The 13009-nt window shown below is 44.0% G+C and carries 7 protein-coding genes; 3 read left to right on the plus strand and 4 right to left on the minus strand.

Going from position 1 to position 13009, the window contains the following annotated elements:
• Nucleotides 1-544: 544 nt before the first annotated feature.
• Nucleotides 545-1471, minus strand: a complete 927-nt coding sequence (locus LAY41_RS16765; RefSeq protein WP_249100174.1) for a hypothetical protein — start codon at nucleotides 1469-1471, stop codon at nucleotides 545-547.
• A 369-nt stretch (nucleotides 1472-1840) separates the two neighbouring features.
• On the opposite strand from LAY41_RS16765, the gene LAY41_RS16770 reads away from it, so the two are divergent.
• Nucleotides 1841-7570, plus strand: coding sequence for an alpha-2-macroglobulin family protein (locus LAY41_RS16770; RefSeq protein WP_249100178.1), 5730 nt, complete (start codon nucleotides 1841-1843; stop codon nucleotides 7568-7570).
• 186 nt (nucleotides 7571-7756) lie between these two features.
• Here the strand turns inward: LAY41_RS16770 and LAY41_RS16775 are convergent, their stop codons facing one another.
• Complete coding sequence (locus LAY41_RS16775) at nucleotides 7757-8218, minus strand: DUF2127 domain-containing protein (protein ID WP_249100181.1); 462 nt, start codon at nucleotides 8216-8218, stop codon at nucleotides 7757-7759.
• Nucleotides 8219-8524: 306 nt separating this feature from the next.
• Between LAY41_RS16775 and LAY41_RS16780 the strand changes: the two genes are divergently transcribed.
• Complete coding sequence (locus tag LAY41_RS16780; protein ID WP_249100184.1) at nucleotides 8525-9829, plus strand: HhoA/HhoB/HtrA family serine endopeptidase; 1305 nt, start codon at nucleotides 8525-8527, stop codon at nucleotides 9827-9829.
• A 443-nt stretch (nucleotides 9830-10272) separates the two neighbouring features.
• Entirely contained in the window at nucleotides 10273-11127 is an 855-nt protein-coding gene (locus tag LAY41_RS16785) for a GGDEF domain-containing protein (protein WP_249100187.1), read from the plus strand.
• 5 nt (nucleotides 11128-11132) lie between these two features.
• Here the strand turns inward: LAY41_RS16785 and LAY41_RS16790 are convergent, their stop codons facing one another.
• Both LAY41_RS16790 and LAY41_RS16795 read right to left on the minus strand, forming a co-directional pair.
• Nucleotides 11133-12227, minus strand: coding sequence for a sensor histidine kinase (locus tag LAY41_RS16790; RefSeq protein WP_249100190.1), 1095 nt, complete (start codon nucleotides 12225-12227; stop codon nucleotides 11133-11135).
• Between the two features lie 29 nt (nucleotides 12228-12256).
• A complete protein-coding gene (locus LAY41_RS16795; protein ID WP_249100538.1) occupies nucleotides 12257-12967 on the minus strand; it encodes a response regulator transcription factor in 711 nt (236 codons plus the stop codon).
• Nucleotides 12968-13009: the final 42 nt, after the last annotated feature.

Raw genomic sequence — 13009 nt, forward strand, 5'->3', positions numbered from 1 at the left:
CCGCACAGAGTATAAACCAACGCAGGGAATCTCTGTTTATCAAAAAGCTGCACCCATTGCGACTGTAGCGATCGCCAAAACCCTATCTTCTTTCCTTGACGCGGTACTGTTGCGCCATCGGGTACAGTTGTTTGTCCATCATTAGCCGACAGTTTTCTTGTTGTTTTTTCGTTCATTGCCAGAGAGCTGATATTTCAACCGGGTAAAGGGAACTATGTACTAGAGATCGTCCATCAGTTGTACTCTTCCAGTCAGACGTGGAAATAATTCTTACCGATTTATTTGTCCGCTTTTGTCAAAGTCAACTGATTTGAAACTACCCTCAGCAAATTTACCACTATTTGTGTTTTTTAGCGCATGATAATTTATATTTTATTATTTCAACAATAACAACTTAATGAGAATTCTTTATTTGCCTACTGTTCGTCGTGAGGGTTTACAAGAAGCTCCGGGTGCGAGAGCCCACTTTTGACTAAAGATTAAAACTTTATAACACGGAGACTCACGCACCCTACAAACTGATAATTTGAACTAGCAACTTACGTTACATAGCAAACCTATTTAACAACTCATCACGAGATAATTGCAGCAACAACACAGTAAACTCCTCTGGTGACAACTCCAACAAAGGCTCAATAATTCCTGAGAGTTGCTCATCTAACAAACCAAACCGGACTCGCAGCAAATTTTCTATGTTGGCGCGGCGTTCTGTCCTTATACCTTGCTGCATACCTTGCTGCATACCTTGCTGCATACCTCGCTGTACAGCTTCTTCCTGCCATTGTAAAAGTAGTGGTGATAATTCCATAACTAACTCCCGGTCTTCTCGATCTATAGTTTGACTCGCTTGTAAAGTTGCCTGCAAATTAGACAATAACAAGAGAGCGTTTGAACGTAATGGATGATTGGGTGGAAGTGTGCCTATTTCGTTAATCGCTTGTTTTTGCACATTTCCTTTACCCAAAATTCTCAGCCATAGTGTTTCTTCAGTGCGCGGTAACTGGTGAATTACCACAAGCGCAGTTTTCAGATATTCTCCCAGAAAGTAGACTCCTGTAGGCCAGTTATCTGCATCGGGGTCTGCTTTAAACCCATGTAAAATGGTTGCCGAAACAGTAGGCGAAAGAATCCACAACCCAGGTAAATCTGCCTCATCGAGACGACTGCTGTCCCGCTGACGCTGACGCTGGAGATTGGCGTGTATATCAAATAGTTTACCCATACAACCGCGAATTTGGCTGGGCGCTACGGCATTGCGGAAGGGTTCAAAGATAGATGGGGTAGCGGCAAATCGCCCCAGCAATCCCAGTACTACTGCATCCCCCCTTTGTGCTGATGGATAAGGTGTGAACCAAACATCTATCTCTCGCACTTCTCCTGGGACGTTTCGGCTAGTTTCCACCTCACCAAGAGGTGCTAACAACTCCTTTAAATAGTCCTTGGCAAATTGATCGTAAGGAAATCTCGTCATTTGTGGTATTTTTGAACAAATATTGATGCTCCGTTCAAAGGTAGCTAGCCCTAGTGCCGCTACGCGGAAGTCAAAAGTCAGTAGGGGCGGGTTTTGTAAAATATTCTGTTAGTAATGAGATGTGTGGGCTAAACCCGCCCGTACAAAAGTCAAAAATCCTTTGAGTGTAAGGCATTTAACTACTTTTGAACTGGTAGATTATTTCTGCCCCGCTGCCCTAGTATGGGTCATCTAACAAAAATTAGCAATGGCAAAGTAAAGATTTATTACTCTACCCGGAAAGCCACTAGGCAGTAACTGTAGGAACTGGGATAGTTATTCAGGCGGCATCAGCCATCTGATGCAATATCAGCTGTGAGGAGAAAAGCCATGCAAGCTATCAGCAGGATAATTAAAACTTGGATATTCTGCTTTGTGCTGACACTCATCCTGGGATTGACAGGGTGCGGTCTAATTAAGATTTCAGGTAACGAACCACTCCCAGCGGTTCCCTCTCTACCCACGCCTCAACTACCAGACTGGATAGAGCAAATTAGTCCCGTTGGCGAAGCTGAACCCCTCGCACAAATCCGCATTCGCTTTAAAGAACCCCTAATTCCAGTTGAAAGCATCGATAGTCCCGATCAACAGCGCCTGTTGCAGAAATTTGCTATTACGCCGCCTTTAGCTGGTCAATTTCGCTTTTTAACTCCCCGAATGGTGGGATTTCAAGCAGATAAAGCACTACCGAAAGCAACAAGAGTACAAGTCACCCTCAAAGCGGGATTATCCGACCTCAAAAATCATCGTCTGGCGCAAGATTTAGCTTGGACTTTCAATACTGAATCAATTAAATTAACTAACTTACCTAGCTGGAAGGAAACTCCTGACTCCGAACCGCAACCAATTGACTTAAAACCTACTTTAAAATTTACATCAAACGTAGAACTTGACCTACCTTCGTTGCGAGATCGTTTAGCTTTTACTCCCGAAGGTAAAAAGCAGCGTATCCCGCTGAAAGTCGAGCCAGAGAAAGAAAACACTTCAGCAACAGATAAACCACCAGGAGAGAAATTTGATGCTTCAGTTCGTGACTGGAACTATATCTTAATACCGCAGCAAACGTTAGAAAAAGCAACCAGTTACAGTTTGCAATTTTCCTCCGGCATTCGTCCGGCGCGTGGTAATCTGCAAACTGAAACTGATTTTGCCAGTCAAGTTAAAACTTATGCAAACCTAGCATTTGAAAAACTGGAATTATTCGGACAGCCAGATGTATCTGGAGCTTACGGACGTTTTGTAAAAGGTGCTGCACAGCTACAATTTAATAATGGTTTAGTGGCAGCTTCTGCGATCGACAATATTAAAATTAATCCTCCACCTAAACCAGCACCTCAATTGGTGAAAGTGTTCGACGGAGAAAAGCTTGTAAATCTTAACCCTTGGTCATTAGAACCTGCAAAAACTTATACAATTACCATTGGTGCAAACCTGAAAGATAAATTCGGACAAACATTAGGAAAACCAGTAACAATCAAGTACCAAACAGGCGATGTTGCGGGAGATATCTGGGCACCATCAAGTTTGCATATTTTTCCAGCCGGTAAAAATTTACAGTTGAATATTTCTACAGTTAATCTGCCAGAATCGCAGTACAAAGCAGCTTATCGAGTGGTGCAACCGACAGATTTAATTTACGTTGATTCTGCTTATCCCAAAGGAAACAAAAATGATTTATTACCTCCGCCTGAATCTTGGCAATCTTTTAAAGTAGCAGGTAGAAAAAATCAGTCTAAAGATATCGCCGTTCCTTTACGAGAAAAACTTAATGCGGCGACTGGGATGTTAGCTTATGGTATTCAAGGTCGCACTAATCGTTATCTAGAAAATGGCAAGCAGAAGTGGCGGGAAAATACCACTTACGGACTGGTAGAATTAACAAATTTGGGTGTGTTTGCCCAGTGGTTTCCCAATTCGGGATTGATTCGAGTAAATCATCTTTCTGATGGTGCTGCGGTAGGAAGTGCTACTGTCGAGATTTATGAATCAAAGTTGGATGCAAAAACTAAAGAAGAAGTTCAACCTTGCGCTGTTTCTAAAACCGATAAAACGGGTACGCTGCTGCTAAATCGTGATAATTTGCAAAAATGTATGAAATCGGCTGGGGGATTTGCAGAAGCACCAAAACTGTTAGTAATTGCCCGTGAAGGTAAAGATTGGGCTTTTACGCGCACTGATGAATATAGCGGTTCTTATGATTACGGTATCGATGCGGGATGGCAAAACGCTAAACCTGAATCGCGAGGAACGATATTTTCAGATAGACAGTTGTATCAACCAGGTGAAAAAGCTTCGTTTACTGGGGAAGCTTATTATCTGCAAAATGGCGTTATTAAGCAAGATAAAAATGTGCCTTACAAGGTGACGCTGCAAAGTCCCGATGGTAAAAAAACGGATTTGGGAACTAAGACAACTAATGAATTTGGCACGTTTTCTCTGCAATTACCCATTGCTGCCAATCAAGCTCTAGGCTATTATTCCATCACTGCTAAAGGGGAGAATGGAGTAGAAATTTCTGGTGATTTCCGGGTAGCTGAGTTTAAACCGCCTAATTTTAAAGTTGCTCTCAACTTGGAGAAAGAATTTGTTTTTATTGACCAAAAGGTGGAAGCAAAAGCTGCAAGCAATTACCTGTTTGGTTCTCCAGTACAAGGCGGTAAAGCAACTTATTATGTGACGCGATCGCAAACTGATTTTACCCCCAAAGGTTGGGAAAAATTTTCTTTTGGACGGCAATGGTTTTGGCCGGAAGAAAGTCCTTCTGTTCCTACGGATGTCTTGCAAGTAAGTCAAGTGCTGGATGGACAAGGTAAAAGCAATCAAACCGTAACGGTAGCGAAAGATTTGCCCTATCCTATGAATTATCGGGTGGATGTGCAAGTCTCCGATGTGTCGAATTTATCGGTTGCTGATTCCAAAAGCTTTACTGCACTACCAAGCGATCGCATAATTGGTTTGCAGAGTAATTTTGTTGCTGATGCCAGTAAACCTTTTCCTATTCAAGTAATTGTTACCGAACCCACAGGTAAAGTAATAGAAGGTCAAAAAGTTCGCGTCGAACTGCAACAAATTAACTACAACAGCGTTACGCAAGTAGTGGAAGGCAGTTTAACACCGCAAAATCAAGCTGAATACAAAACTGTTGCTAAAGCCGAAATAACTTCTAGTAACACTCCCCAATCAGTTTCGCTTACGCCTCCCGAATCTGGTTCTTATCGCATACGAGCAAATTTTACTAATGCTAAAAACGATTTAAGCGCAACCGACTTGCAGATTTGGGCAACTGGAAACGATGTAGTCAGTTGGGGCGATCGATATCAGAATAATCGTTTGGAAGTTAAACTCGACAAAGAAAGTTATCAACCAGGTGAAACTGCTACTGTCTTGATTCAATCTCCCTATCCAGAAGCTGAGTTGCACTTTGCAGTCGTTCGCCACAATATCCTTTATCGCACAATTCAAAAAGTCAAAGGGGGTTCGCCGCAGATTCAATTTAAAGTAACTCCAGATATGTTGCCAAATGCAGCATTTGAGGCGGTTTTGGTGCGTCAAGGCAAACCTCTAGCGCAAGTGGAAGCGGGAAGTTTAAACGAGTTGGTGAGAATTGGTTTTGCACCTTTTAATATCAAGTTGGATGATAAATACTTAAAAGTGGAAGTTACACAGCAGCAAGCATCGCTGCAACCGGGTACTGAACAGACAGTTCAACTCAAACTTACTAATAATAAACGCAATCCCGTTAAGGGACAATTGACGGTGATGGTGGTGAATGAAGCGATATTGCAACTGAGTGGATATCGTCCGCCGGATTTAGTTAAAACGGTATATGCAGAACAGACAATTTCGACTCGTTTTGCCGATAATCGATCGGATGTAGTGCTACAACCTTTATCCTCGCCTTTAGAAAAAGGTTGGGGTTATGGTGGAGGACTATCCGCAGGCGCAGAAAATACTCGCACTCGCAAAGATTTTCAACCTTTAGCTTATTACAATGGTTCGGTGCTAACTGATGAAAACGGACAAGCGCAAGTAACCTTTAAACTACCCGATGATTTGACGACTTGGCGGGTGATGGTGGTGGCGACGGATGGTAATTTACGTTTTGGTAATGGCGAGACGACTTTCATCACGACGCAACCGCTGATATCTAATCCTGTGTTACCTCAGTTTGTCCGGTTGGGCGATCGCTTTGACGCTGGCTTATCGGTAACAAATAATACCCAAGAAACGGGAAATTTAGATATTGCTGGCGAACTCAATGGCGGTATCCAGTTTGCCCAAAACAACACGCTGCAAACCAAATCAGAATCCGGTACTCGTGCTTACCGCTTCCCAATGGTGGCCAATACCACTGGTAAAACAAAAGTAAAATTTACTACTCAGCTAAACGGTACAGCCGATGCTTTTGAAGTTCCTTTAGAGGTGAAATCTTTAGAAGTTACGGAACAAGTTGTCGAAACTGGTACAACTAATAATCAGGTAAAGATACCTCTCAAGATAGATAACAATATTGCCAAGGACATTGGCGGTTTGGAAGTGCAAATTGCCAGCAGTCTGATACCAGAAATTACCGCACCTGCACGACAAGTTTTGGATGAGGATGATTTACCTTTCTTGGAACCATCTGCGAGTCAGTTAGCGATCGCAGCTAATCTGCAAATTCTCAGTCAAAAATATCAGCAAACTTTCGCCAACTTCAATCCCAAACAACAAGCAAATCAGGCTCTAGCACGCTTGCAAACACTCCAACAACCAGATGGCGGTTTCGCGACTTGGCCGGGACAAACAACCTCCGATCCTTTTGTTTCTCCTTATGCCGCACAAAGTCTCGCCAGAGCATCTGCCGCCGGACTGAAAGTAAATCCGGCCATGATAAATCGCCTCAAAACTTACTTAAAGAAAATTCTGGCAGACCCCGGCCAATACGACTTTTGTAAAGAACAATTGTGCAAAAATCAGGTGCGATTGGAAGCATTGATGGCGCTTTCCGAACTAGGGGAAAACCGCAACGATTTTCTCTCAGATATTTATGCACAGCGAAATAACTTTGATTTCGTCACTCAGATTAAACTAGCGCGTTATTTATCCCAGTTACCAGAGTGGCAAGACGAGTCGAAAACGCTGCTAAATCAAATTCAAGAAAGTGTTTACCAAACAGGTCGCACTGCAACGATAAATTTACCTCAACGTTGGCGGTGGTTTGGTTCGCCTACTACAGCACAAGCTCACGCTTTGCGGTTATTTATTGCTCAAAACAATAAACCGGAAGTTGTCGATCGTTTAGTGCAAAGTCTCCTAGCATTGCGGCGAAATGGTATTTGGCCTAACACATACGATAACGCCGAAGCGCTTACTGCTTTGGTAGAATATGCTAAGCTTCAGCCTACACCGCCTAACTTTACAGCTACAGTTCAACTCGCTGGTAAGCAGTTAGCATCAACGCGATTTGAAGGTTATCGTCAAAATAATCAAGATGTGAAAGTTGCGATCGCACAACTACCTCGCGGTCAAAATGACCTGATCTTGAAAAAATCCGGTCAAGGTACTCTCCATTATTTGGCAACTTATCGCTATCGCTTACAGGGAAATCAACCGGGTAGACTCAACGGACTGCGGATAGTGCGAGAAATTCGTCGTGCTAATGAAGATAAAGTATTGCGACGGATCGGACTTTACGCACTTGATGATCCATTAAAGGTAGCTGGCGGACAGGTCTTTGATATTGGGTTAGAAATTGTTACCGATCATCCGGTAGATCATCTCATCGTCACAGACTACCTTCCCGCTGGTTTTGAAGCTGTGGATGGCAGTTTCCAAACTGCTACGCCTTACTTGCAGGCGCAAGGAGATAGTTGGGAACTGGATTATAAGACGATTTATCGCGATCGCATTGTCGCGTATGGCGATCGTCTGGAAGCCGGAGTCTACAGCCTGCATTACTTAGTTCGTTCTGTCACTCCAGGCACATTCGTATGGCCTGGTGCGGAAGTTCACCTGCAATATGTACCAGAGGAATTTGGGCGATCGGCTTCTTCTGTATTGGTTATCTCAAATCAGTAGCGGATGAACCCCACCCCCTCACCCCCTCCCCGCCACAGGGAGGGGGAAAGATTTTGATTCCCTCCCCGTTAGATTTCACCCCACCCCCTCACCCCCTCCCCGCAACAGGGAGGGGGGAAAGATTCCGATCCCCTCCCCGTTAACGGGGAGGGTTAGGGTGGGGTTCTCAATATTTTTGCAAGATGTCTATTCATCATCTTTAGCTAACAACGAATGACGCAATAAGTACCAAAATACCGCTGCATTTATGATAAAAACAACCAGCTTTAGCAGCGATATACCTCGAATTAGCTCAAAAATTTCAGCCGGAATACTGATGCCAACCAGCACCAGCACTAAGATTTTCGCCCAAGTTTTTTCATACCACAAGCCGATCGCTTCAATTGCTGTTACAACTGAGTACGATCCAGCGACAAGACTACTGAACTTTAAAGTTTTAGGAGGGAAATTCAAAATTTTCTCTAAAAGCCATTTGATCGCCTCTATCTTGCCTGCTAAAACATAAGACTGAGAAAAATCAGACAGATTTTCATAGTCTTTAAACGTTAATATCAAAGCAATAGAGGTCACTGCAAGCAGTAAAGCCGTCACAGCTTTGTAAATAACAATGGCAACTAAGGCACGCGATCGCTTCGTAATCTTTTTCATCTCAATTCTCGCAGTGCTTGATTTTTGAGCGCGATCGAATCCGGTAGATCAGTCATAATTTAAAAAATCTATGGTATAATATGGTATTGCTCTGCCACGACGATCGTCTATATTTCCTACAAAATCGACTGCGAAACTCTTCCCTGGCGGTGATAAAGATAAACTGTTAAAAGTCATGGATACGAGCGATCGGATGCAAGTAAAGAAATTTTCACACTGCGGCAATAACCCTGTCACAAGAATGACACAACAAATGTCTACATTGAGAAGTGTGAATTATTAATTATGTGGCAGCAGGTGTCCGAGATGCAAACAAAACAGCCTCGTCTAGATAATGGTTCGGGAGAACCGAAGGGCATCGAATTCAACATTTTAGACCGCAAGACTCCGAAATCTAACCATCTTTTTTGGGAAAAGCCAGTCACTTACGTATCGCTGGTGCTGCTGGGCGCAAGTGTCGCCTTTGCAGGCAGCTATCTGGGTTCCCAAAACAAAGTGTCCTCCCAGCCGTCTGTTTCTGCGCCCCCTGTTTCTGCGCCTTCTGTCACTCCAATCAGTCCAAATCTTAATGCCAAACTACCATTAACGGCAGATACCAACTTTATTACAGATGTTGTCGATCGCGTTGGGCCAGCAGTAGTACGCATCGATTCTTCGCGAACGGTAACGAATCAAATTCCTCAAGTTTTTAACGACCCGTTCGGACGCCAGTTTCGTGGTCGTCAATCTCCCACGCCACCCCAGAAGCAAGTTGAACGCGGTACGGGGTCGGGCTTTATTATTAATTCAGACGGTCAAGTTTTAACTAATGCCCATGTGGTGGATGGTGCGGACACTGTAACGGTGACGCTGAAGGATGGTCGTAATTTCAAGGGCAAGGTTTTAGGTACAGATCCTGTTACAGATGTTGCAGTTGTCAAAATTCAGGCTAGCAATCTGCCAGCCGTTAGGATAGGCGACTCGGATAAACTGAAGCCAGGGGAGTGGGCGATCGCGATCGGCAATCCGCTAGGTCTGGATAACACCGTCACTACCGGGATTATTAGCGCTACAGGTCGCACCAGCAGTCAAGTCGGCGTCCCCGATAAGCGAGTCAGCTTTATCCAAACTGACGCCGCGATTAATCCCGGTAACTCTGGTGGCCCACTGCTGAACGCTTCAGGTGAAGTAATTGGCATGAATACAGCCATTATCCAAGGTGCCCAAGGCATAGGTTTTGCAATTCCCATTAATACCGCCCAACGAATTGCCACTCAGCTAGTGGCACAAGGCAAAGTAGAACATCCTTTTTTGGGCGTTCAGATGGTCGATCTTACCGCTGAAATCAAACAAAGAATCAACAGCAATCCCAACAGTGGTTTGACTGTAGAGGGAGACAAAGGCGTGTTGATTGTTAAAGTTATGCCGAATTCTCCCGCTGCTAAAGCTGGACTGCGTGCGGGTGATGTTATCCAGAAGGTCGGAGATCGATCGGTCACGGAATCCAGCACTGTACAGCAGGCAGTCGAAAACAGCCAAGTTGGCGCTAATCTGCAACTGGAAGTGCGTCGTAACGGTCAAAACGTTAGTTTAACGGTGCAACCAGGTGCTTTTCCCACCGCCGCGCAGTAGTCCGTCACGGCTTCATAGGTAGGCAGTGCGATCGTAAATTTGTTTCAAGGGATAGGCAGCACGCCTATCCCTTTTGTTGTAGCGAAATTCTCCCCAACCAACTGCAACCAACTTTTTTCCACAGATAGCACCACGAAGAGTTCCGTCACTGTATTATGTAACGAGTCTGTTTCTCGATTTCTAATCGCAATTCCCTAGTTCTGAAGTGTCTGAACTGGTATCTCTCAGTTAGGTTGGCTGTACGCCAATACTCGGCCTGTACCGCTTTGCAGGCACTGAGCGAATCTTACAGCGCTTTTCAGGTGAGTGAGGTACATAGAAACCCGGTTTCTTAAAGAAACCGGGTTTCACAGGCTGTACTTCATAAGGGCTGCAAGCCGCTGTATTTCCGAGATCGGCGGGGTTTGTTAAACTAGAAGCCATACTAAGATTTTGTTTTTTTTATGAATTTTCCAGTGAAGATAATAAGATATCTCGAAAACAAACCAAAGTATTTTTTGATAGGATTAGGGCTATTATTAGTCTTGATTCTGGGATTTATTGATTACATAATCCCACGAGATATCTCCGTATCAATATTTTATCTTATTCCTATTTGTATAACCACTTGGTTCGCTGGCGAAAAGGCTGGTATAGTCATATCTATCGCCAGTACTATAGCATGGTTTATAGCTAATAAAACATTAGAGGAAGCGCCCTCCTCATCTGCTATTCATTATTGGAACGCATCTGTCAGATTGGGTTTCTTTTTAACTGTTACTTATCTTTTATCGGAATTGAGGAGTGCGCGGCAGAAAGAAAAAACACTTGCTAGAACTGACCCGACAACTGGCGTTGCTAATAGACAATTATTTAGTGAATTAGCCACTTTGGAGATTAAGAGAGCGCGTCGCTACGGACATCCTTTTACACTCGCATATATAGATGTTGACGATTTTAAAAATATTAATAAGTATGGCAGCTATCAAATAGGCGATCGCCTTTTACTAACTTTGGCTCAAACTATTAAAAAAACTATCCGAGACACTGATATACTTGCCCGCATAGGAGGCGATGAATTTGCCCTCCTACTGCCCGGTATTGGATACGAAACAGCTCATACCGTCATCGCGAGAGTTCAACAGCAACTTGTGGATACAATGGATGAAAATAAATGGCCTGCTACCTTTAGTATCGGTGCTATTACCTTCCTCAATCCACCGGATTCAGTTGATGAAATAGTTGAAAAGGCTGATTATTTAATGTACTGTATAAAGAATGAAGGTAAGAATAGAATAGAGCATATAATTGAACAATAGAATTGTTAAGCTAAAGTCAGACAAAACCGAAACGTGCTACCTTTACCAAGTTGACTTTCCACCTCAATATGACCGCCTTGCAGTTCAATCAATCGGCGGGAAATCGCTAAACCAATTCCGGTTCCCCCAGAATGTCTGGCACGCGATCGATCGGCCCTAAAGAAACGCTCAAAAACATGGGGCAAATCCTCTACTCCAATTCCTTGTCCTGTGTCAATAACCCCAATCCAAAATTTGCCCGATTCAGTCCAGGCGCGGATAGTAATAGAGCCTTCGGAAGTATAACGCACGGCATTTCCCAGCAGATTGACTAGAACCTGTTCAACTCGGTCAATATCCGCTAATACGAAAGGCAACTGAGGCGGACATTCCAATCGCAAAACCGGGCCTTCTTCAAGTAGCTGGTCTGCAAATTTTTGCACCAAGGATTGCAACAAAGGACGCAAATTAACAGGCTGCAAATTTATTGGTAAATACCCCGCTTCTGCTTTCGAGAGTTCCTGCAAATCGTTTACCAACCGTTCCAACCGCTTTGTTTCTTTTGCTAATTGCTGATAAATCTCTGGAGATGGTGAAATCCTACCATCCGCCAGTTCTTCCAAGTAACCGCGAACAACAGTTAGCGGCGTCCGCAGTTCGTGGGTGAGGTCGCCAATTAGTTCGCGCCGTCGCTGTTCCACTCCTTCGAGACTGGACGCCATCCGGTTAAAGCTGACAGCTAATTGATTGAGTTCTGGAATCTCCAAAGTAGGCATTCGTTCATCTAGTTTTCCGGCGGCAAACTTTTGGGTGATTTGTTCCATGAGGGTAAGAGGCTGCATAATCCGCTTGGATACCCAATAACTTAATCCACCAGCGGCAGTTGCACCAGTCATGAATGACCAGAAAGTGCTGCGACTCCAGACATTTTCAAATCCTTCAACCAGCTGAGTGCGGGCATAGCGTAAATAATAAAAGTTCCTTCCTTCTAATTGTTCCAAATGCAAAACAAATAAACGGGGTGAAGATACTTTGCCAATGATGACAAAGCTACCTATTCCAACAACAATTACCAGTAAGTGAGAAATAAATAGACGCGAACTGAGGCCAATCTTAGTCATAAAAATTAAATTAGGAAGGATTTAAAATTTTAATTATTCACTGCATCTTCAAACTTGTATCCGACTCCGATTACAGTTTTGATAAAAGTGGGATTGGCTGGATCTGGTTCAATTTTTTTACGCAGTCTGGCTACATGAGTATCTACCACTCGTTCATCGCCAAAAAAGTCGTCACCCCACAGTTTATCAATTAATTGGGTGCGGTTCCAGGCTCGATTCGGATAGCTGATAAAGGTGGTTAAAAGGTTAAATTCTAAACTGGTTAAGTCCAGTTCTTCCGATCGATCTGGATTGATATGGCGGTGGGCCGTGTGCCGATCGACATCCACGGTAAAATGCTGGGTGCGGTAAACGAGGTTTTGTCCCCCGTGACGAAGGCTGCGCCGCAATAGAGCCCGCACTCTAGCAACTAATTCTCTGGGGCTAAAAGGTTTAACCATGTAATCATCGGCACCAGTAGACAAACCGATCACGCGATCGATTTCCTCACCCCTAGCAGTCAGCATCAAAATATAGGGGTCTTTGGGGCCGGGTTTTTGGCGGATGCGGGCGCACACTTCCAACCCATCCAAACCGGGCACCATCAAATCGAGTACGATCGCATCTGGTTGTAGTTGCTGAAACATTTGCAATGCCGTCAGTCCATCGCGACATTGGTGGCAGGAAAATCCCTCAGCTTCCAAAGTCAGTTGGATCAGCTTGGCGATTTCCGGTTCGTCTTCAACAATTAAAATGTCCATAAGGCGAAAGTCATTCGATAAAATATATTCTGGTGTCACGGG

Origin of the sequence: Argonema galeatum A003/A1 (assembly GCF_023333595.1) — a bacterium.
In the GTDB taxonomy this organism is placed as follows: Bacteria; Cyanobacteriota; Cyanobacteriia; order Cyanobacteriales; family Aerosakkonemataceae; genus Argonema; species Argonema galeatum.

What these genes read in the sequence shown, in the direction of transcription:
- LAY41_RS16765 (WP_249100174.1), bottom strand. Translation starts at nt 1,471, where the DNA reads ATGACGAGATTTCCTTACGATCAATTTGCCAAGGACTATTTAAAGGAG.
- LAY41_RS16770 (WP_249100178.1), top strand. Translation starts at nt 1,841, where the DNA reads ATGCAAGCTATCAGCAGGATAATTAAAACTTGGATATTCTGCTTTGTG.
- LAY41_RS16775 (WP_249100181.1), bottom strand. Translation starts at nt 8,218, where the DNA reads ATGAAAAAGATTACGAAGCGATCGCGTGCCTTAGTTGCCATTGTTATT.
- LAY41_RS16780 (WP_249100184.1), top strand. Translation starts at nt 8,525, where the DNA reads ATGCAAACAAAACAGCCTCGTCTAGATAATGGTTCGGGAGAACCGAAG.
- LAY41_RS16785 (WP_249100187.1), top strand. Translation starts at nt 10,273, where the DNA reads ATGAATTTTCCAGTGAAGATAATAAGATATCTCGAAAACAAACCAAAG.
- LAY41_RS16790 (WP_249100190.1), bottom strand. Translation starts at nt 12,227, where the DNA reads ATGACTAAGATTGGCCTCAGTTCGCGTCTATTTATTTCTCACTTACTG.
- LAY41_RS16795 (WP_249100538.1), bottom strand. Translation starts at nt 12,967, where the DNA reads ATGGACATTTTAATTGTTGAAGACGAACCGGAAATCGCCAAGCTGATC.